Origin of the sequence: Cyanobium sp. BA5m-21, from assembly GCF_024346235.1 — a bacterium.
Taxonomy (GTDB): Bacteria; Cyanobacteriota; Cyanobacteriia; order PCC-6307; family Cyanobiaceae; genus Cyanobium_A; species Cyanobium_A usitatum.
Genome location: NZ_JAGQCO010000032.1, coordinates 1 through 20123, shown reverse-complemented (window position 1 = coordinate 20123; position 20123 = coordinate 1). Strand labels below are relative to the sequence as shown.

Here is a 20123-nt window from a genome sequence, read left to right as displayed (position 1 = left end):
AGGCGGAGCTTCAAGCCGAAGCCATTAATAAAGGCGGCACCCAGATTCGAACTGGGGGTAAAGGATTTGCAATCCTCTGCCTTACCACTTGGCCATGCCGCCGGCCGGGGAGCAAACTCCCTGCAGCGGATCGTATCAGCCACGGCATGTCCTCCCGTCTGCTGGTTCTAAGCAACGGCCACGGTGAGGATCTGATCGCCCAACGGGTTCTGCAGGCCCTACGGGTGCGGCGGCCCAACCTGGAAATCCAGGTATTGCCCCTGGTGGGGCTCGGCGAGGCGTTCAGCGCCGACGCAGCTGCCGGCCACCTGCAGCGGATCGGCCCCCAGCTGCAGCTGCCTAGTGGTGGCTTCAGCAACCAGAGCTTGAGGGGCCTGGCCCGCGACCTCGGGGCCGGCCTGCCCCAGCTGAGCTGGCGCCAACTGCAACTAGTGCGCCACTCGGCCCGTCAAGGCAGCCCGGTGCTAGCAATTGGCGACCTGCTGCCCCTACTGCTGGCCTGGAGCGGCGGCGGCAGATTCGGCTTCATCGGCACCCCCAAAAGCGACCACACCTGGGCCACGCCAGCCCCAGCGGGCTGGGCGGCCACACCGCTCGCTGATGCCTACCACCGCTGCAAGGGCAGCGAATGGGATCCGTGGGAATGGGCGTTGATGGGCAGCCGGCGCTGCCGGCTCGTGGCCGTGCGCGACCAGCTCACCACCCAAGGGCTGCGGCGCCACAAGGTGGCAGCCCTGGCTCCTGGCAACCCAATGATGGATGGCTTCCGCCACACCCCTCTGCCGGCCGGGCTGGCAAGCCAGCGGCGCCTAATCCTGCTGGCCGGCAGCCGCCTGCCCGAAGCCCTCAGCAATGCCCGCCGGCTGCTGGGCTGCCTCAGCCTGCAGCCGCCGCGGCGGCCAACCACCGTGCTAGTGGCCTCTGGATCGGCGCCTACGGCCGCCGCCTGGGCCGAGCTGCTGGAGCAAGCGGGCTTTACGCCCCTAGCGCCTGCAGCAGCTAGCGCCGCCAGCGGAGCAATTAGCAGCTGGCAGCTGGGCCGCTGGACCCTGCTGCTTGGCCAAAACCGCTTCGCCGCCTGGGCAGGCTGGGCCGAGCTGGGCCTGGCCACTGCGGGCACTGCCACGGAGCAACTAGCGGGGCTAGGGGTGCCCTGCCTGTCGCTGCCGGGCCCGGGGCCCCAATTCAAGCCAGGCTTTGCCCGCCGCCAGAGCCGGCTGCTTGGGGGCGCCGTCGTGCCCTGCCATTCCCAACAGGAGCTGGCCCTAAAACTGCACCAACTCCTCGCCGATCCCAGCGAATGCACCCGGCGTGGCGCCCTGGGCCGGGGGCGGATGGGGCCCGCCGGTGGCAGCGCCCAGCTAGCCGAGCTGGTGGAGCAACAGCTACTGGGATGATGCGGCCACCCCCGCAGCTACGTCGCCCATGGCCGGCATCCCCGATCGGGCCTACAACGCCGCCTGCGGCATGTTGGCCAGCCAATTGAGCATCAGCCTGGCGGCCGCCCGCCGCAAGGTCGACGTGCGCAGCTCCCAGGAAGGCCTGAAAGAAACCGCAGCCAAGCTCGCCCTGGCCCAGCAGATGCTTGCGGAAGCCCAGGCCAGCGGCGAAAACCACCATGAGTTGCTCAGCGCCCAGCTGGAGGCCGTCGGCAACGACGAGAACTTCATGGTGGAGGACTGAGCTGGCCGGGACCCTTCAGCGGTTGCCGCCGGTGGAATGCTCAAAGAGCAGGTGAAAGCGCTGGCGATCCAGATCGGCCAACACCGGGATGCAGCCAAAGCAACGCTCAGCCAGCTGCCAGCGCTCCTCCCGCTTCAGCATGGTTTCCAACCGATCGCGAGCGGGAAGCAGATAGCGCACATCGCCGGCGGCGTAGGCCAGCTGGACCTCCGAGAGATCTTCCACCCGGCCCCAATCGGAACTCTGGGCCTGCTTGTCGAGCTCAATGCCCACCAGCTCCTGCACCACTTCCTTGAGGCCGTGGCGGGGGCTGTAGGTGCGGCCCAGCCGGCTGGCCACCTTGGTGCAAAAAATCGGATCGACGGCAATTGCCAAGTTTTCAGCCAGGGCCGCCACGTCAAAGCGGGCGAAGTGGAAAACTTTTTCAATCGCCGGGTTTTCCATCAAGACCTGGAGCCGGGGTGCCGAGCTCTGGCCGCGGTGGAGGCGGATGCAGCAAACGTTGTCGTGGTCGTCGCAGATCTGCACCAGGCAGAGCCGGTCGCGGCCATGAATCAGACCCATCGCCTCGGTGTCCACCGCCAGCGCCCTAGCCCCGGCGTAAAGGGCTGCCCACTCGGCATCGAGATCACCGTCAAACACGGCGAAGCGGGCGGGAGCCGGCAGGTTGCTGGGGGCAGACGAAGCGGTCACACGGAAAGGGCGAATGCCTTGCCATGCTGACAAGCCATGCCCCCAAGGGGCGGCGTCACAATGGGATGGATGGCCAACCTCAGCTCCACCCTGCTGCTCACCCTGCTACTAGCCGTAGGCCTGGTTTTTTTCTTGCGTGCCGCCAGTAAAGACCGCACCACCACGGTCGAGGTGCGCTCATCGCGGCCGCCTCTGGAGGTGTTGAGCCAGTTGAGCGAATGGCTGCTGCAACGCGGTTGGCGCGCCGAATCCACTGACCCCGAGCGCCGCCAACTCTGCTTCCGCGCCGAGGTGGCGGCCAGCCCCTGGTTGGCGGTGCTGCTCTCGGTGCTGGGAGCGGTGGGGGCCGCCTGCCTGGGGCTGGTGCTGCGCCAGCTGCTGCCCCAGCTGGGCTGGTGGCCCCTGCTGCTGGCCTTGCTGGGGCCGGCGGCTGGGCTGATTTATCGCAATCGGGCGATGCGGGCCGAAACCCTGGAGCTGCGCCTGATCAGCCATGACAGCGCCACGGGCAGCGCCTTGCGGCTGCGGGCTCACCGCGATGAGCTAATTGCGCTCGAATTGGAAATGGGTCCCAAGCTGGGCCTATTCAGCGACGGCAAGCTGCTCAGCTCCCCCATCTGACCCTTGCCTGGCAGTCATGCAACGATTCCGCCCCCTGGCTCTCGTCTTGACCGGAGTGCTTGCCATAGCTGGGGGCGCTGCTGCCCAAGCACCGCCGCTGGCCAACTTTGATCCGCTCACAGGGCCGCGCAGCCGGCTGAGCAAAAACTGGCGAGGTCTGGCTGAGCTGCCCAGCAGCACCGAAATCCTGGTGCTGGCGGGTCATGCCGATTCCCAGGGGATTGGCGGAGCCGGCACAGGGGGAGAAGCCGTCGACCTCGGCGCAGCCGCGCCGATGCAGCCGGGCATGCGCGACGAGCTCTATTGGAACCTGCTCACCGCCCAGGCGGTGGTGGCCCTTGGCCAGCAGAGGGGTCTGGCCATCCGCTTCTACGACCCACCGCTGCGCAGCATTGCTGACGGCGACGATCCACGCACCAACTGGAGCGTGGGCAAAGCCCATGCCCAAGCCGGTGGGTATGTCCTGGAAATCCACTACGACGCCTACGGACCAGATGGTGTGGGTTCAGGCCTGATCCCTCCCCTGCATCGCCACCCAACCCGACTAGACGAAAGCCTGGCGCTGGCCTTTGGCCCCTATCCCCTGCTCTTCCGCGACGGCCTGGGAGCCCCCAAGCGGGGCATCGCCATTCTCGAGATCGGCAAACTTGAGGGCCAGCTAGAAGCATCGCTGCGAGATCCCCGCAGCCGCAATGGCGCTCTCCAAGCGATCGCTGAGCGAGTGGTTTCAGCTTTACAACGGGGTCTGGAGCAGGGCTTGCAACCAGCCCCACCAATGCCTGGTCTGGCCGCCACCAAACCAGCGACCATCAACCCATCACCTAATTCAGCGCCTGATGGGGGGCGCAGCGGTCCGCAAGCGAGCCGTCCTCCAGCCAATCCTGGGGACGAGTGAACAGGTCTGTGAGCAAGGCCTCACGGCTGCCAGCCTCCGGCTGATATCCGTATTCCCAGCGCACCAAGGGCGGCAGAGACATCAGGATCGACTCGGTACGTCCGTTGGTCTGCAAGCCGAAAATCGTGCCCCGGTCAAACACCAAATTGAACTCCACATAGCGGCCCCGCCTGTAGAGCTGAAACTGGCGCTCCCGCTCGCCATAAGGGGTGTGCTGTCGCTTCTCAGCGATCGGCAAGTAGCTGGGCAGGAAGGCGTTGCCGCAGGCACTGGCCAGGGCAAACAGCTGCTCCCAACTCTGCGGCACCGGGCCTAATTGGTTGCTCACAGCCGCCGCAGGCCCATCGGGGTCCTGGCCCTTGTAGAGCACCCCGCGGGGATCCTGGTAGTCGTAAAAGATGCCGCCCACGCCGCGGGTCTCGTCCCGATGCTTGAGGAAGAAGTACTCGTCGCACCAGGGCTTAAACACCTGATAAAAAGCGGGATTAACGCTGTCGCAGGCTCCTTTGAGCGTGCGGTGGAAATGCTGGGCGTCTTGCAGGAACGGGTAATAGGGAGTGAGATCGGCGCCGCCGCCAAACCACCACACCGGGCCCGCTTCGAAGTAGCGGTAGTTGAGGTGAACGGTGGGGATGTAGGGGTTGCGGGGGTGCAGCACCATCGAGGTGCCGGTGGCAAACCAGCGGTGCCCCTTGGCTTCCGGCCGCTGGCTGAGGATCGAGGGGGGCAGCTCCGAGCCCTCTACCTCTGAGAAATTGACGCCGCCCTGCTCGAAGACACGGCCGCCCTTCATCACTCGAGAGCGACCGCCGCCTCCCTCCGGACGCTCCCAGCTCTCCTCGGCGAAGCAACCCTCGGCATCAAATTCTTCTAAACCGGCGCAAATAGAGTCCTGCAAGCCCATCAGCAGGGCCTTAGCCCTGGAGCGGGAGTCGGCCGGTGGAGCTTCCAGCAGGGCCTTAGGCATCGACGCTGCGCCACATGGACGCTGGAAAGGTTTAACCATTTCAGCCCAGCCTCCCCCCAGACAAGTAATCGAGAGGGTCTGTCACGGCCATGGTGACGGTCAAAGGCAGCGGCAGGGCCCCTAGGATCGCAGTCTCTGATTGGATTTCCGATGGCATCTGTGGAGCAGGCTCAGGCCGCCCTCAACGCCGTTCAGGATGCCGGCAGCGGGCGCAGCCTGATCGAGCTGGGCTGGATCCAGCAGACGCGACTGGTGGAGGATCGGGCCGTATTTCGCCTTGCCCTACCTGGCTTTGCCCAGAGCCAGCGGGATCGCATCGCCGCCGAAGCCAAGGCGGCCCTGCTCGCCCTTGAAGGCATCAACGACGTTCAAATTGAGCTGGACCAGCCCAGCGGCGGCGCTCCAATCGGTGCCGCAGGTCATGGTCAAGGGCAGGAACGGGGTCAACTGCCAGAGCGCCAGCCCATCCCTGGGGTGCGTCAGGTCATCGCCGTCAGCAGTGGCAAGGGCGGAGTCGGCAAGAGCACGGTTGCGGTGAACCTGGCCTGTGCCCTGGCGGCTTCAGGCCTGAAGGTGGGCTTGCTCGATGCGGACATCTACGGGCCGAATGCCCCCACCATGCTGGGAGTGGCTGATCGCACGCCTGAAGTGAGCGGCGAAGGCGCCCAGCAAGTGATGAAACCGATCGAAACCTGTGGCATCGCCATGGTGTCGATGGGCCTGCTGATCCAGGAAAACCAGCCCGTGATCTGGCGGGGGCCGATGCTCAACGGCATCATTCGCCAGTTTCTTTACCAAGTCGACTGGGGCGAAAGGGATGTGCTGATCGTCGACCTGCCTCCTGGCACCGGTGATGCCCAGCTCACCATCGCCCAGGCGGTGCCGATGGCCGGGGCGATCATCGTCACCACTCCCCAGCTGGTTTCCCTAGCTGATGCCCGCCGGGGCCTGGCGATGTTTCTGCAGATGGGGGTGGACGTGCTGGGTGTGGTGGAAAACATGAGCGTCTTCATTCCCCCTGATGCTCCAGACAAGCGTTATGCCCTATTCGGCAGCGGCGGCGGCTCTCGCCTGGCTGAAGAGGCCGGAGTGCCCCTACTGGCCGAACTCCCCCTGGAGATGCCCGTGCGGGAGGGAGGGGATGCCGGACGCCCCGTAGTGCTCAGCCACCCCGATTCGATCAGCGCCCGGGGCTTTTTGGCTTTGGCCCGCCAGCTCAGCGCCGCCCATCTGGTGCCAGCCTGAAGCCCATGCTGAGCCAGTTGGGGCGGCGAAACCCGCGATTTTTTAGTGGCCGCAGCAGCCGGCGCAGCCCCCTAGCCGACGTGGACCTGATCCTCTGGGGGGTACCGCTGGCAATGGTGGCGATCGCCGGGATCCTGATTGCCAGCACCCAGCGCCAAGCGAATTACGCCGATTGGTACCAGCACTGGGTAACGGCGGCGGTGGGCATGGTGGTGGCCCTCCTGCTGGCGCGAATGCCATTGGATCGGCTGATCCCATTTAAGTGGCCGATTTATATCGCCATGGTCGCCAGCCTGGTGGCGGTAAGAGTTGTCGGCACCAGCGCCCTAGGGGCCCAGAGCTGGATCAACATTGGCGGCTTTTATGTGCAGCCCTCGGAATTCGCCAAGGTGGGCGCCATCTTGCTGCTCGCTGGGGTTCTAGCCAGACACCCGGTTGATCGTCCTGTTGACCTGATCCGTCCAGTGGGCCTGATCGCCCTGCCCTGGCTGCTGGTTTTTGTGCAACCCGACCTTGGCAGCTCGCTTGTGTTTGGCGCCGTACTGCTGGTGATGCTGTTTTGGGCTGGCATGCCTGGGGCCTGGGTGGTGCTGCTGCTCTCCCCTCTTGTGGCGGCGATCGTGGCAGGCACCCTGCCCTGGCTGCTACTGGGCTGGGTGCCCCTGATGGGCTGGCTGGCCTGGAAGAGCCTGCCCTGGAAGCGGGTGGCCCTGGCGATCAGCCTTGCGGTGCAGGGGATCTTCGCAATCGCCACCCCCTGGCTCTGGGAGCACGGCCTGCGCCCCCACCAGCGAGCCAGGCTTACCTTGTTTCTTGACCCCGCCCAGGATCCCCTCGGCGGCGGCTACCACCTGCTGCAGAGCACCGTGGGCATCGGCTCAGGGCAGATCTGGGGCACCGGCTTGATGCAAGGCTCCCTCACCAAACTGCGGTTTATCCCTGAGCAACACACCGATTTCATCTTCAGCGCCCTTGGCGAGGAAACCGGTTTTCTCGGCTCGGTGCTGGTGGTGGCCGGCTTCGCCCTGCTGATGTGGCGCCTGCTACAGATCGCTGGACGGGCCCGCAGCGATTACGAGGCCCTGGTGGTGGTGGGAATTGGGGCGATGCTGATGTTCCAAGTGGTGGTGAACATCAACATGACCATTGGACTAGGTCCCATCACCGGCATCCCCCTGCCCTGGCTGAGTTATGGAAGGTCCGCCATGTTGGTGAACTTCATCTCCCTTGGGCTGTGCGCCTCAGCCGCCCGCCTGGGCCGCACGGCCCAGGGCCGCTGGTGAGCCTGGCCGACCTGCGACGTTGTTTGGCTGAAGGGGTGCCAACCGGAGTCGGCAACGAGGACTGCGCGCGGCGGCAGTGGTGGGCAGCCCTGGCCACCCTGCAGGAGGATTTCCTGCTGCCCCACCAACCCCTCCAGGGCCTATGGCTGGCCGCGCCACTGCCCGCCCTCTATGAACCAGCCCTGTTGCAGCAGCTGCAGGGCTGGGTTTGGGCCCCAAGCGACCTAGATGGCCTGCTGCCCAGCCCGGCACCCCTTCTGCCAGGAGCCGGCAACCCAGCTCCATGCGGCAGCTTTCAGCGGCTAGCGCTGGCGGAGGAGGACGGCACCGACCCCCTCCTGCTGGTGATAACCCCCCAGCTACAGGTAGCCCTTTGCCTCGATGGCCCGGCTGAAGGCCGGCGCCTGATTGTTCGCTTCGACCCTGAGGCCCTGTCCGAGGCCCTAGGCCTTATCCATGGGCGCCTACTGAGCCAGGATCCCGCAGCCTCGGCAGACCTGCGCAGCGCCCTAGAGCGACTGGGGCCCCTGCGCAGCGACGACCAACTGGGCTTGCGCTTCTGGCCGCGGCTGGGGGAACGGCTGGCCGCCATGGCCCCCAGCCTGACCCTGCAGCCCCTGGTGCATGGCGGTAGCGATCGCCCAGCCCAGGCCCAGGAGCGCCAGGCCAGCGACACCCCACGAGCTGTTAGCAGCGAATTAGCCCTGCTCGAGGCCCTCACCCACGAGGTGCGCACACCGCTGGCCACGATCCGCACCCTGATCCGCTCCTTGCTGCGGCGCAACGACTTGCCGTCGGTGGTGCGCCAGCGCCTCGAGCAGATCGACGGCGAATGCAGTGAGCAAATCGATCGCTTCGGCCTGATCTTCCTAGCGGCCGAGCTGCAACGCCAACCAGGCTGCGAACAGCCCCTTGAAAGCCACGACCTGGCCCGCACCGACCTCAGTGCGGTGCTGCACCAGCAGCAAGAACTGTGGCAGCGGCAACTGGCGCGCCGCGGCCTGGACCTAGAGCTGGCGGTAGCCGATGGCTTGTCGCCGGTGCTGAGCGATCCGGCCCGGCTCGAAACCATGCTGGGCGGTCTTATCGACCGCTTCAGCCGCGGCCTGCCCAGCGGCAGCCGCGTGACCGTGAGCCTGCTGCCGGCCGGCAGCAGGCTGAAGCTGCAGCTCAACAGCGAGGGCCACGACCCCAGCGAGAACGACGGGATGGGGAACGGCGAGCAGAGGGAGCTGGTGGGGCCTGTGCTGAGCTGGAACCCCACCACCGGCAGCCTGCAGCTGAGCCGTCAAGCCACCCAGCGGCTGTTCCATCGGCTCGGCGGTCGCCTCACCGAGCGCAACGGCAGCGGCTTGACCGTGTTTTTCCCGGTTTGCTGAAGGGCCGGTTTGTTGACGGGTGTGAAGAGTGCGGCAGAAGCCCCGATCCGGTCAAAACCACGGTGCTAGTTTCCGGCTGAAACGTTCCAAAGCCATGGCAGCGACGGTGCTCAGCGGTCAACTCCCGAAGTACATCGGCAGCACCGGCGGCCTGCTGAACTCTGCTGAAACTGAGGAGAAATACGCCATCACCTGGAGCAGCCCGAAGGAGCAAGTCTTCGAGCTGCCCACCGGTGGCGCGGCCCACATGAATGCGGGCGAAAATTTGATGTACTTCGCCCGCAAGGAGCAGTGCCTCGCCTTGGGCACCCAGCTGCGCACCAAGTTCAAGCCCCGGATCGAGGATTACAAGATCTACCGGATCTTCCCTGGCGGCGACACCGAGTTCCTGCACCCCAAGGACGGCGTTTTCCCCGAGAAGGTCAATGAGGGTCGCACCATGGTTGGTCATAACCCCCGCCGCATCGGCGCCAACCAAAATCCCGCCAATCTCAAGTTCACCGGCAAGAACACCTTCGACGCTTGAGCTGCGTTAACCAACCCCTATAAAGGCGGGGCCAGGCGCCCCGTTTTTTTTGCCTGCCCGCTTGTCCGATGACCAGCCCCGATCGCGATGGCTTAGCCCAACAGGCTTTTCTCGAGGCAGTCGCGGCTGGCCACAACTTCATCCCCCTCTGGAAGCGCTGGCCTGCAGATCTGGAAACCCCTCTCACCGCCTGGCTGAAGGCCGGAGCTGGTAGCAGTCATGGCGTGCTGCTGGAGTCGGTGGAAGGTGGTGAGCGCATCGGCCGCTGGAGCTTTGTGGTGTCTGATCCGCTCTGGACCCTCACCAGCCGGGGCGACCAAAGTGTGCGCCAGTGGCGCACCGGCTCCGAGGAGCGGCTGCAGGGCAACCCCTTCGACCTGCTGCGCCAGTGCCTAGAGCCCCTATCCAGCCCGCCGATCCCCGGTCTGCCACCGGTGGGCCAGCTATTTGGCTTCTGGGGCTACGAGCTGATCCGTTGGATCGAACCCAGCGTGCCGGTACATCCGGCGGCCGAGGGTGCACCGCCTGATGGCTGCTGGATGTTGGCCGACAGCCTGCTGGTGTTCGACCAGGTGAAGCGCCAGATCACCGCAGTGGCCTACGCCGATTTGAGTGGCGGCCAGGATCCACAGGCCGCCTACGCCGCGGCCGCAGCCCGCATCCAGGCCCTAGAGGAGCGCATGCACGCCCCCCTGCCGGGTGCCGGCACCCCCCTGAACTGGCACGACGCCACTGCCGGTGACATCGCTGCCAATTTGCGGACCACCAGCAACGTCGGCCAGGAGGCTTTCGAAGCCGCCGTGAGCTGCGGGGAAGGGCACATCGAAGCTGGCGACGTGTTCCAGCTGGTGCTCAGCCAGCGGCTGGAAACCCGCATCGATCGCGATCCCTTCGAGCTCTACCGCAGCCTGCGGATGGTGAATCCCTCGCCCTACATGGCGTTTTTCAACTTCGGCGGATGGTATCTGATCGGCTCCAGTCCGGAGGTGATGGTGAAGGCAGAACCAACGGCCGCAGGGGGAGTGAAGGCTTCTTTACGGCCAATCGCAGGCACGCGCCCCCGGGGCGCCGATGAGGCCGAAGACCTGGCCCTGGAGGCGGAGCTGCTGGCTGATCCCAAGGAGCGGGCCGAGCACGTGATGCTGGTGGATCTGGGCCGCAACGACCTGGGCCGCGTCTGCCAGCCAGGCACCGTCAAGGTGAGCGAGCTGATGGTGATCGAGCGCTACTCGCACGTAATGCACATCGTGAGCCAGGTGGAGGGCCTGCTGGCCGAGGGCCAAACGGTATGGGACCTGCTGATGGCCTCCTTCCCCGCCGGTACGGTCAGTGGCGCTCCCAAAATTCGGGCTATGCAGCTGATCCACGCCCTGGAGCCCGACGCCCGAGGCCCATACTCCGGGGTGTATGGCGGGGTTGACCTGGCTGGCGCACTCAACACCGCTATCACCATTCGCACGATGGTGGTGCTACCCCACCCCGAAGGAGGCTGGCGGGTGCAGGTGCAAGCCGGCGCTGGAGTAGTGGCCGACTCCAAGCCTGAACTCGAATACCAGGAAACCTTGAACAAAGCCCGCGGCATGCTCAAAGCCCTGGCCTGCCTGCTGCCGGCCCAGCCATGAGCGCCCCCCTGTTGCTTAAAGGTTTTGAGGTGGAGCTCTACACCGGCCGTGCCGATGGCACGGTGGTGGGCTGCAGCGCCGAGGCTGCGGCCGCCCTCGAGGGGTTCGTAACCGAGCCCGATTGCCGCAACCTCGAATACATCACTCCCCCGGATGCCGACTACGCCCGGCAACTGCAACTGCTGCTCGAGCCCCGCCAACGGCTGCGCCGCTGGCTCGCCAGCCGCCAGCTCACCCTGCTGCCCGGCAGCACGCTGAGCCTGGGGGACAGCCAGCGTTTTGAGCGCTCAGATCCGGCCAATCCGTATCACGGCTACATCGAGGCCACCTACGGCACCAAGGTGGTTACAGCCAGTGTGCACATCAACTTGGGGCTCACCGCAGGCCACGGCCTCGAGCCGATGACCAGCCTGTTTGCGGGCCTGCGCCTGATGCGCTGCGAAGCGTCCCTGCTCCTGGCCCTCAGCGCCAGCTCGCCCTTTCTCGACGGGGTTGTAACCGCTGCCCATTCCCAGCGCTGGCTGCAGTTTCCCCTGACGCCAGCGGAGGTGCCCCTGTTCCTGGATCACCAGCACTACATCAGCTGGATGGGCGAGCAACTGGCCTTGGGCACCATGCAAAACGTGCGCCATCTCTGGACATCAGTGCGGCCCAATGGCGACAACCGGCCCCACGACCTCAACCGGCTGGAGATTCGCATTTGCGATCTGGTCACCGATCCACTCGTGCTTTTGGCGATTACGGCCTTCGCCGAACTGCGCTTACAGCAGTTGATGCGAGAACCGGAGCGCTACGACCCACTCCAGGCCAGCAGCCTGGACCCATCCCAGCTAGCCGCCCTCGCCGATGCCAACGACCGGGCCGCAGCCCGCTCCAGCCTTGATGCCAGCGTGATGCACTGGCGCAATGGGGCCCCGATCCAGGTCCGAGACTGGCTTGCTCAGGAGCTGGCAGATCTGGCTCCACTTGCTGAAGAGCTGGGCCTAACCCGGGTGCTCGCCCCCCTGCAGGGCGTCCTTGACCAGGGCAACCAGGCCATGAGCTGGCTAGCCGGACACCAGGCTGGCCTGTCGATCCCGACCCTGCTCAACCAGACCGTCGAGGCGATGGCAAGCCAGGAGGCCGAGCTACTTGAGGCAATCGCCACAGACGGGGTGCCTGGTCCTTTGGGATGATCGAAAATCACTCCGCCGCCAATTCAGCTCCAATGCGGCAGTCCATGCCCACTCCCGCTGCAGCCAGCGAAGCGATACCGGCTTCCCAGCGGGTCACGCGGCTGCTGGGCGAGCGTCTCGAATTAGTTGAAGATCTCTGGGAGACGGTGCTGCGCAGCGAGTGCCCCCCCGAGCAGGCCGAGCGACTGCTGCGCCTCAAGCAGCTGAGTGACCCAGACGAGGCTGATGTCACTGGGGCGATCGTGCAGCTGATCCGCGAGATGGATCTGGCCGAGGCAATCGCCGCGGCCAGGGCCTTTTCTCTTTATTTCCAGCTGGTCAACATCCTCGAGCAACACATCGAGGAGGACACCTACCTCGACAGCCTCAAAAACCAGGAAAATGGCCCCAGCGATCCCTTCCTGCCGGCCCTCGCCAACCAGACCGACCCGGCCACCTTTCGCCAGCTGTTCGCCCGCCTGCGCAGCCTGAATGTGCCGCCAGCCCAGCTGGAGAAGTTGCTGCGCACCCTCGACCTGCGGCTGGTGTTCACCGCCCACCCCACCGAAATTGTGCGCCATACGGTGCGGCACAAGCAGCGGCGTGTGGCCACCTTGATCCAGAAACTGGAGCAGGGCAGCGGCCTCAATTGCCTTGAGCGCCAAGGCCTGAGACTCCAGCTAGAGGAGGAGATCCGGCTCTGGTGGCGCACCGACGAACTACACCAGTTCAAACCGACGGTGCTCGACGAGGTCGACTACGCCCTGCACTACTTCCAGCAGGTGCTCTTCGACGCCATGCCCCAGCTACGCGATCGCATTCGCGCCGCCCTGAAGCTGAGCTATCCAGACGTGGAACCGCCACGGGATTCGTTCTGCACCTTCGGCTCCTGGGTGGGCTCAGACCGGGACGGCAACCCCTCGGTGACACCGGACATCACCTGGCGCACCGCCTGCTATCAACGCCAGCTGATGCTGGAGCGCTATCTCAAGGCGGTGAACGAGCTCAGTGACCAGCTCAGCATCTCGATGCAGTGGAGCCAGGTGAGCCCGGCCCTGCTGGAGTCGCTGGAAATGGACCGGCTGCGCTTCCCGGAGATCTACGAGGAGCGGGCTGCCCGCTACCGACTCGAGCCCTACCGGCTCAAGCTCAGCTACACCATGGAGCGGCTGCGGCTCACCCACCAACGCAACCAGCAACTGGCCGATGCCGGCTGGGAGTCTCCCTGCGATGGCAGCGCCCCACCGCCGCCGATGGGGGGCAGCATGGCCCCCGCTCCCACCCAGGAGTTGCACTACAGCACGGTTGATGAATTCCGCTACGACCTGGAACTGATCCAAGACAGCCTCGAGCGCACTGGCCTGAGCTGCGAATCGCTGCAGCACCTGATCAGCCAGGCCCAGATCTTTGCCTTCTGCCTTGCCAGCCTGGACATCCGCCAGGAGAGCACCCGCCACAGCGATGCCCTCGACGAACTCAGCCGCTACTTGCAGTTAGCCGTGCCCTACGGCGAGATGGATGAGGCCCAGCGGGTCGAATGGCTGCTCAGCGAAATCCAGACCCGCCGCCCCCTGCTGCCGCCCACGGCCAAATGGAGTGCCGCCACAGCCGAAACCTTCGCCGTGTTCCGGATGCTGCAGAGGCTGCAGCAGGAATTCGGATCGCGTATTTGCCGCACCTATGTGATCTCGATGAGTCACACGGTGTCCGATTTGCTGGAGGTGCTGCTGCTGGCCAAGGAGGCCGGGCTAGTAGACCCACTTGCCCAGCGCGCCGGCCTGCTGGTGGTGCCGCTGTTTGAAACGGTGGAGGATCTCCAGAAGGCGCCAGCGGTGATGGGCACCCTGTTCCGCCATCCTTTTTACCTAGCCCTGCTGGGCAGTGACGGTGGCCAGCCACTCCAAGAAGTGATGCTGGGCTACTCCGACAGCAATAAGGATTCGGGCTTCCTCTCCAGCAACTGGGAAATCCATAAGGCCCAGATCGCCCTGCAGCGTCTGGCCATCGAGCACGGCGTCGCCCTGCGCATCTTCCACGGCCGGGGCGGCTCGGTGGGCCGCGGTGGTGGGCCCGCCTATCAGGCGATCCTGGCCCAGCCAAGCGGCACCCTCAGCGGCCGCATCAAGATCACCGAACAGGGGGAGGTGCTGGCCTCCAAATACTCCCTGCCGGAGCTAGCGCTCTACAACCTGGAAACGGTCACCACCGCCGTGTTGCAGAACAGCCTGGTGAGCAGCCCCGTTGACGAAACCCCCAGCTGGAACGAGCTGATGGGCCGACTGGCGGCCCGCTCCCGCGACCACTACCGGGCCCTGGTGCACGACAACCCCGACCTGGTGGCCTTCTTCCAGCAGGTGACCCCAATCGAAGAGATCAGCAAGCTGCAGATCTCCAGCCGCCCGGCCCGCCGCAAGAGTGGCGCCAAGGACCTCTCAAGCCTGCGGGCCATCCCCTGGGTATTCGGCTGGACCCAGAGCCGCTTCCTGTTGCCCAGCTGGTTTGGGGTGGGAGCCGCCCTGCAGGAGGAGCTCGACCAGGATCCAGGCCAGCTGGAGCTACTGCGGTTGCTCTACCAGCGCTGGCCGTTCTTCCGCATGCTGATTTCCAAAGTGGAGATGACCCTCTCCAAGGTGGATCTCGACCTGGCCCACCACTACGTCCAGGCCCTGGGCCGCAGCGAAAACCGCGAGGCCTTTGAAGCAATCTTCCAGTCGATCGCTGCCGAATTTGGCCTTACCCGCGATCTGGTGCTGGCGATCACCGGCCACAGCCGACTGCTGGATGGCGATCCTGCCTTGCAGCTCTCGGTGGATCTACGCAACCGCACGATCATTCCGCTCGGCTTCCTGCAGGTGGCCCTGCTCAGACGCCTGCGCGACCAAAACCGCCAACCACCGATGAGTGAAACGAGCGCCAGCAGCAGCGACGATGGGCGCACCTATAGCCGCAGTGAACTGCTGCGAGGCGCCCTGCTCACTATCAACGGCATCGCGGCGGGCATGCGCAACACCGGCTGAGTCCATTCCCTTCAGCCCCTACCTAGATCAGCCCAGCTCTGGACTCCCTCTTGATCCCGTTCCGCAGCCAGCCCCAAGCCCCACAACTGAGGGATGGTTACCACCTGCTGGCCGATGGCCTACTGCCCAGTGCCGAAGCGCTCAACAGGCTGCTGGTGGCAGCGGGTGATCAGCCCCGGCAGCCTGAGCGCTGGCAGCGGGTGCTGGAGCTAAGCGTTTGGCACTTGGGCGTGGCGGGCCCCGATGGCCAGCTGGTGGGTTTTGTCAGAGCTACCAGCGACCTCGCCCTCAATGCCAACCTCTGGGACCTTTGCGCCGATCCTGCCGATCCAGCTGAGGCAGAGATCCTGGCGGTGCTTGTCCATGCCGCCTTGGGCCGATTGCGCCGGGAGCTGGCGGGGTGCAGTATTTCGCTTTCAGCCCCGCCCCAGGCCCTTGCTGCCCTGGAGCGCTACGGGTTTGCCGTGGATCCGGGGGGCATCCGCGCCATGGGGCTCAAGCTGGAGAATTGATCTCAAGCTAGAGAGTTGATTTCAAGCTGGGCTTGGGCCGCAAACCACAGTTCCTAAGCAAAAACCCCACCGCCTGGGCCTTAACTGCCTCGGCGGTGGGGAGAGGTGGGGCGGGATGCGGTTGGGTGACGAGCATGGAGGGACTCGAACCCCCGACCCTCAGAACCGGAATCTGATGCTCTATCCAACTGAGCTACATGCCCTTAATGGCACCCTGCCTGACTTACCTTAACCGCACACCGCATCAGACCCATCCGGCTGCATCGCCTGGAGCTGCTGCGTTTCCGCAATATCAGTCGGCTGGAGCTGAGCCTGGAAGCTCCCCGGCTGCTGGTGATCGGGGCCAATGGCGAGGGCAAATCCAACCTGCTGGAAGCGGTGGAATTACTTGGCTGCCTGCGATCCCACCGCACCAGTAGCGATCGTGATTTGATCCAGCACGGCGAGGCCAGCGGCCAGGTGCGCGCCCTCACCAGCGGCGGGGACCAGCTGCAGCTGGAGCTGCGCCGAAGTGCCGGCAGGCAGGCCCAGCGCAACGGCAAGCAGCTGGAGCGCCAGCTTGACCTGCTGGGTTCGCTGCGCTGCGTGGGCTTCAGCGCCCTCGACCTCGAGCTGGTGCGGGGCGAGCCCGCTGGCCGGCGTCAGTGGCTCGACCGGGTGGTGCTGCAGCTCGAGCCTCTCTACGGCGACCTGCTGAGTCGCTACGGCCGGCTGCTACGCCAGCGCAGCCAATTGCTGCGGCGCGGCCTGGGGGGAACCAGCCTGCTGGCCCTACTCGACACCTTTGATCTGCAAATGGCCGTGATCGGCACCCGCTTACACCGGCGCCGCTTCCGAGCGATCCGGCGCCTCGAGCCCCTGGCCGCAGCCTGGCAGGAGCGGCTCAGCGGAGGCCGTGAACAGCTGCAACTGAATTACCAAAGCGGCACCGTCTTGGCGGGAGAGGAGGCTGAGGAGCCTTGGCGTCAATCCCTGCTTGAGCAGCTACAGCTTCAACGCCAAGAGGAACTGCGGCTGGGGCAATGCACGGTGGGGCCCCACCGGGACGAGCTAGAGCTGGCCTTGGCCGGCCAACCGGCCCGCCGCTACGGCTCGGCTGGCCAGCAACGCACCCTGGTACTGGCCCTCAAGCTGGCTGAGCTCGAGCTTGTGGGCTCCGTCCTGGGGGAGCCACCCCTACTGCTCCTCGACGACGTGCTCGCCGAGCTAGACCCGGAGCGGCAACAATTGCTGCTCGAGGCGGTGGGCGAAGGTCACCAGTGCCTGGTGAGTGCCACCCACCTGGGAGCCTTCAGTGGGGGCTGGCAAGCCGAAAGCCAGGTGGTGCGGATGCGCGCCGGCCAGCTCGATCCGAAGATGCCAACTGACTTGGACAGCTAGGCCCCAATACCTGGCTGACAGCGTATGGTTGGAAGCTTGTTTGGTCGGATTCGATGACCCAGACCCTGCCCTGCCTCCACCCGAACCCGGGATGGACCGAGGCCCCTGCTGCTACCACCGCAGCCTCTCCCCTGCCTCACCAGATTTCCGAAACGGTCGGAAAACACTGCATCCTTGAGCTTTATGGCTGCGACAGCGCCAAGCTCGACGACGAAGCCTTCCTGAGGGACACCATCACCGCAGCAGCGAAGCGTGCCGGTGCCACCCTCCTCAACCTGATCACCCACCGATTCGAACCCCAAGGGGTTACGGGATTGGCCTTGCTGGCCGAATCCCATATCTCGATTCACACTTGGCCGGAATCGGGCTACGCGGCGGTTGATGTGTTCACCTGCGGTGATCACACGATGCCGGAGAAAGCCTGTGCGGTACTCGCCGCCGAGCTTTCAGCCAACGACCACAAGCTCACCAGCTTCCGCCGCGAGACACCGCCGTCGATTGCTGAGAGCCCGCGTGATCCGTTGCAGGAGCATGGCTTCACCGCCGCGGTGACCCTCTGATCTCAGCCGGCTAACCACCGGTTGGCGGAGCCCAGTTCCCGGTTGAGCTTGCCGCTCACCAGCCCCTCCAGATCCAGCCCAACGGCGCTAAAGCCCAACTCCAGGAAGGCCGCCACCAGCGCCTGCCTGGTTTCGGGCTTGGCCCACAAACCCAGGGCGCGATCCAATTGGGCGGGAGGCAGTTCAATCCGAGCCGTCTGGCCCTGGGAGCGCACGCGCACCTGGGGCCATCCCCTTGCCAACAACCAGGCTTCCGCTGCAGCCACCCGCTCCAGCCGCTCCGCCGTGATCGGTTCGCCGTAGGGAAAGCGCGAAGCCAGACACGGCTGGGCAGGCTTGTCCCACCAGGGCAATCCCAGGGACCGAGAAATTTGGCGTACGCCGGCCTTGTCGAGGCCCACCTCGGCCAGGGGCGAACGCACTCCGAATTCCTTTGCGGCCCGAATGCCGGGCCGATGATCATCTAGATCCTCGGCATTGACGCCATCGAGCACGGTCGCCCCTGCCGCCGCGGCCGCGATCGGCGCCAGCAGCCGGTGCAGCTCCCGCTTGCAGGCGTAGCAGCGCTGGTCCGGATTACTGGCGTAGGCCGGATCTGCCAGCTCCGCCGTAGCGATCTCCCGGTGGGTGATCCGCAGCCAACGAGCCTGCTCCGCCGCCTCCGCCCGCAGGTGGGGGGCTAGGGCCGGAGACACACCCGTAATCGCCAAAGCCGCCTCGCCGCGTTGCTCTACGGCGAGAGCAGCTACTAGGGAACTATCAACGCCACCGGAATAGGCCAGCACGAGCCGATCTAGGCACGCCAACTGCTGACGCAGCGAAGCCAGCGCCAGCTCCAACGGCGGCGGCAACAGCTCCAACGGGGAAAACAGCATCGCCACCAAACTCCTGCCCAGATCTTGGCAACCCCTACCCCAATGACGCCGGTAACATCGCCATATGAGCAGCACCCAGACGCCGCAACGGGGAACAGGCCGGGGTATCGGCATCCGTACGGCGGCCGGCAGCGATGAGCGCGCCCACGGCCAGCTGCACGTCTATGACGGCGATGGCAAGGGCAAAAGCCAGGCGGCCCTAGGGGTGGTTCTGCGCACCATCGGCCTGGGTATCTGCGAGGAAAAACGCACACGGGTGCTGCTGCTGCGCTTCCTAAAGGGGCCCGGCCGGGCCTACGACGAAGATGCCGCCATCGAAGCCCTGCAACAGGGCTTCCCCCACCTGATCGACCAGGTGCGCACCGGCAGGGGAGACTTTTTTAGCGCCGAGGAAGCCACCCGCTTCGACCGGCAGGAGGCGCAGCGGGGCTGGGACATTGCCAAAGGGGCCATCGCCAGCGACCTCTACTCGGTGGTGGTGCTCGACGAGCTCAACCCGGTGCTGGATCTGGGCCTGCTTGATATCGAAGATGTAGCCCGCACCCTGGCGGCCAAACCCGACGGCATGGAAGTGATCTGCACAGGTCGCGGTGCGCCCCGCCAGCTGGTGCAACTGGCCGACCTGCACTCAGAAATGCGTGCCCACCAGGGCCCCGGAGGCCTGGAAGGCGTCGAGATTTACACCGGTGAAGGCAAGGGGAAATCCACCAGCGCCCTAGGCAAGGGGCTGCAGGCGATCGGCCGTGGCATCAGCCAGGACAAAAGCCACCGGGTGCTGATTCTGCAGTGGCTCAAAGGTGGCGCTGGCTATACCGAAGATGCCGCCATCGCCGCTCTGCGCGAGAGCTATCCCCACCTGGTGGATCACCTGCGCTCCGGGCGCGATGCAATCGTGTGGCGCGGCCAGCAGCAGCCGATCGACTACGTGGAAGCTGAGCGGGCCTGGGAGATCGCCCGGGCCGCCATCTCTAGTGGCCTCTACAAAACGGTGATCCTCGATGAGATCAACCCGACAGTGGATCTGGAGCTACTGCCGGTGGAGCCGATCGTGCAAACCCTGCTGCGCAAGCCCGCTGAAACGGAAGTAATCCTCACCGGCCGCTGTAAAAACCGCCCTGCCTATTTCGATCTGGCTTCGGTGCACTCCGAGATGGTGTGCCACAAGCATTACGCCGAGCGCGGCGTCGATCTCAAACGGGGCGTGGATTACTGATGCTGGATTACTTACTGAGACCAGGCCTCAGTAGCGCATCACGCTCGGATCCACCTCCTGGCTCCAGGCGTCGATGCCGCCGGTCACGTTGATGCCGTCGATGCCGTGGCGCTTGAGGGCGATCAGGGCCTTGGCGCTGCGGCCGCCCAGTTTGCAGTGGGCGTAGAGGGTTTTGCCCGCCGCCAGCTGCTGGATGCGTTCCACGGCCGTGCCGTTCTCGATCTGATCGAGGGGGATCAGCACGGCGCCGGGGATCACGGCGATGTCCGCCTCAGGGGGGTTGCGCACATCGATCAGCACCAGGCCGGAGGTGTCGCCATCGAGCAGGCCCTTGAGCTCGCCCACGCTGATGCTCTCCACCGCACCGGCTTCTTCCTGGCCGGGGGCGCTGCCGCCCACGCCGCAGAACTCCTGGTAGTCGATCAGTTTGTCGATCACCGGGCGCTCGGGGTTGGGCCGCAGTTTGAGCTCGCGGAACTTCATGCCCAGGGCATCGAA

General features: G+C 65.4%; 19 protein-coding genes and 2 tRNA genes. 15 read left to right on the top strand and 6 right to left on the bottom strand.

The features are described 5' to 3' along the window. Positions 1 to 31 precede the first annotated feature (31 nt). Positions 32 to 102 (bottom strand) — tRNA-Cys (locus tag KBY72_RS10335). A gap of 44 nt (positions 103 to 146) precedes the next feature. Between KBY72_RS10335 and KBY72_RS10330 the strand changes: the two genes are divergently transcribed. Beyond that, a complete protein-coding gene (locus tag KBY72_RS10330; protein WP_254961924.1) occupies positions 147 to 1397 on the top strand; it encodes a lipid-A-disaccharide synthase-related protein in 1251 nt (416 codons plus the stop codon). Between the two features lie 28 nt (positions 1398 to 1425). After that, positions 1426 to 1683: a hypothetical protein gene (locus KBY72_RS10325; protein WP_254961923.1), complete on the top strand. Its 258-nt coding sequence runs from the start codon at positions 1426 to 1428 to the stop codon at positions 1681 to 1683. 15 nt (positions 1684 to 1698) lie between these two features. Here KBY72_RS10325 and KBY72_RS10320 read toward each other — a convergent pair whose 3' ends face one another. Beyond that, a complete protein-coding gene (locus KBY72_RS10320) occupies positions 1699 to 2376 on the bottom strand; it encodes a ribonuclease D (RefSeq protein ID WP_254937598.1) in 678 nt (225 codons plus the stop codon). 36 nt (positions 2377 to 2412) lie between these two features. Here KBY72_RS10320 and KBY72_RS10315 point away from each other — a divergent pair, with 36 nt between their 5' ends. Both KBY72_RS10315 and KBY72_RS10310 read left to right on the top strand, forming a co-directional pair. Then, on the top strand, positions 2413 to 2997 hold the full coding sequence (locus tag KBY72_RS10315) for a cofactor assembly of complex C subunit B (protein ID WP_409995493.1): 585 nt from the start codon (positions 2413 to 2415) through the stop codon (positions 2995 to 2997). Between the two features lie 16 nt (positions 2998 to 3013). Then, positions 3014 to 3892, top strand: coding sequence for a dehydrogenase (locus tag KBY72_RS10310; protein WP_254993511.1), 879 nt, complete (start codon positions 3014 to 3016; stop codon positions 3890 to 3892). Here KBY72_RS10310 and hemF read toward each other — a convergent pair. Then, positions 3819 to 4898 (bottom strand): oxygen-dependent coproporphyrinogen oxidase, encoded by a 1080-nt coding sequence (hemF, locus tag KBY72_RS10305; protein WP_254961919.1) that lies wholly within the window; start codon positions 4896 to 4898, stop codon positions 3819 to 3821. The genes KBY72_RS10310 and hemF overlap by 74 nt on opposite strands. 111 nt (positions 4899 to 5009) lie before the next feature. On the opposite strand from hemF, the gene KBY72_RS10300 reads away from it, so the two are divergent. The 8 genes from KBY72_RS10300 to KBY72_RS10265 all read left to right on the top strand — a co-directional run bounded on the left by KBY72_RS10300 (position 5010) and on the right by KBY72_RS10265 (position 15597). After that, the gene (locus tag KBY72_RS10300) at positions 5010 to 6104 is read left to right on the top strand and encodes an Mrp/NBP35 family ATP-binding protein (RefSeq protein WP_254993509.1); all 1095 of its coding nucleotides are present in this window, start codon (positions 5010 to 5012) and stop codon (positions 6102 to 6104) included. Between the two features lie 5 nt (positions 6105 to 6109). Further along, positions 6110 to 7387: a rod shape-determining protein RodA gene (rodA, locus tag KBY72_RS10295; protein ID WP_254993508.1), complete on the top strand. Its 1278-nt coding sequence runs from the start codon at positions 6110 to 6112 to the stop codon at positions 7385 to 7387. Next, on the top strand, positions 7384 to 8766 hold the full coding sequence (locus KBY72_RS10290; protein WP_254993507.1) for a sensor histidine kinase: 1383 nt from the start codon (positions 7384 to 7386) through the stop codon (positions 8764 to 8766). Before rodA ends, KBY72_RS10290 begins: the two co-directional genes overlap by 4 nt. A gap of 94 nt (positions 8767 to 8860) precedes the next feature. After that, a complete protein-coding gene (locus KBY72_RS10285) occupies positions 8861 to 9292 on the top strand; it encodes a photosystem I reaction center subunit II PsaD (RefSeq protein ID WP_254961914.1) in 432 nt (143 codons plus the stop codon). Positions 9293 to 9360: 68 nt separating this feature from the next. Next, positions 9361 to 10914 carry an anthranilate synthase component I family protein gene (locus KBY72_RS10280; protein WP_254961913.1) on the top strand — a complete coding sequence of 518 codons (1554 nt, stop codon included), beginning with the start codon at positions 9361 to 9363 and terminating at the stop codon, positions 10912 to 10914. Continuing rightward, positions 10911 to 12089, top strand: coding sequence for a glutamate--cysteine ligase (gene gshA / locus KBY72_RS10275; protein ID WP_254961912.1), 1179 nt, complete (start codon positions 10911 to 10913; stop codon positions 12087 to 12089). The genes KBY72_RS10280 and gshA overlap by 4 nt, the downstream gene beginning before the upstream one ends. 44 nt (positions 12090 to 12133) lie before the next feature. Continuing rightward, positions 12134 to 15085: a phosphoenolpyruvate carboxylase gene (gene ppc, locus KBY72_RS10270; protein ID WP_254961911.1), complete on the top strand. Its 2952-nt coding sequence runs from the start codon at positions 12134 to 12136 to the stop codon at positions 15083 to 15085. Between the two features lie 50 nt (positions 15086 to 15135). Further along, a complete protein-coding gene (locus tag KBY72_RS10265; RefSeq protein ID WP_106632363.1) occupies positions 15136 to 15597 on the top strand; it encodes a GNAT family acetyltransferase in 462 nt (153 codons plus the stop codon). Positions 15598 to 15726: 129 nt separating this feature from the next. Here KBY72_RS10265 and KBY72_RS10260 read toward each other — a convergent pair. Next, a tRNA-Arg gene (locus tag KBY72_RS10260) sits at positions 15727 to 15800 on the bottom strand. A gap of 64 nt (positions 15801 to 15864) precedes the next feature. Here KBY72_RS10260 and recF point away from each other — a divergent pair. Further along, positions 15865 to 16977, top strand: a complete 1113-nt coding sequence (gene recF, locus KBY72_RS10255) for a DNA replication/repair protein RecF (protein ID WP_254961925.1) — start codon at positions 15865 to 15867, stop codon at positions 16975 to 16977. A gap of 53 nt (positions 16978 to 17030) precedes the next feature. After that, positions 17031 to 17537: an adenosylmethionine decarboxylase gene (gene speD, locus KBY72_RS10250; protein WP_106632365.1), complete on the top strand. Its 507-nt coding sequence runs from the start codon at positions 17031 to 17033 to the stop codon at positions 17535 to 17537. Positions 17538 to 17539: 2 nt separating this feature from the next. Here the strand turns inward: speD and larE are convergent, their stop codons facing one another. Further along, the gene (gene larE, locus KBY72_RS10245) at positions 17540 to 18412 is read right to left on the bottom strand and encodes an ATP-dependent sacrificial sulfur transferase LarE (protein ID WP_254961910.1); all 873 of its coding nucleotides are present in this window, start codon (positions 18410 to 18412) and stop codon (positions 17540 to 17542) included. Positions 18413 to 18476: 64 nt separating this feature from the next. Here larE and KBY72_RS10240 point away from each other — a divergent pair, with 64 nt between their 5' ends. Then, on the top strand, positions 18477 to 19625 hold the full coding sequence (locus KBY72_RS10240; RefSeq protein WP_254993505.1) for a cob(I)yrinic acid a,c-diamide adenosyltransferase: 1149 nt from the start codon (positions 18477 to 18479) through the stop codon (positions 19623 to 19625). A gap of 27 nt (positions 19626 to 19652) precedes the next feature. On the opposite strand, the gene KBY72_RS10235 is transcribed toward KBY72_RS10240, so the two are convergent. Continuing rightward, positions 19653 to 20123 (bottom strand): rhodanese-like domain-containing protein (locus KBY72_RS10235; protein WP_254993504.1); only part of this gene is annotated, 471 nt, incomplete at its 5' end.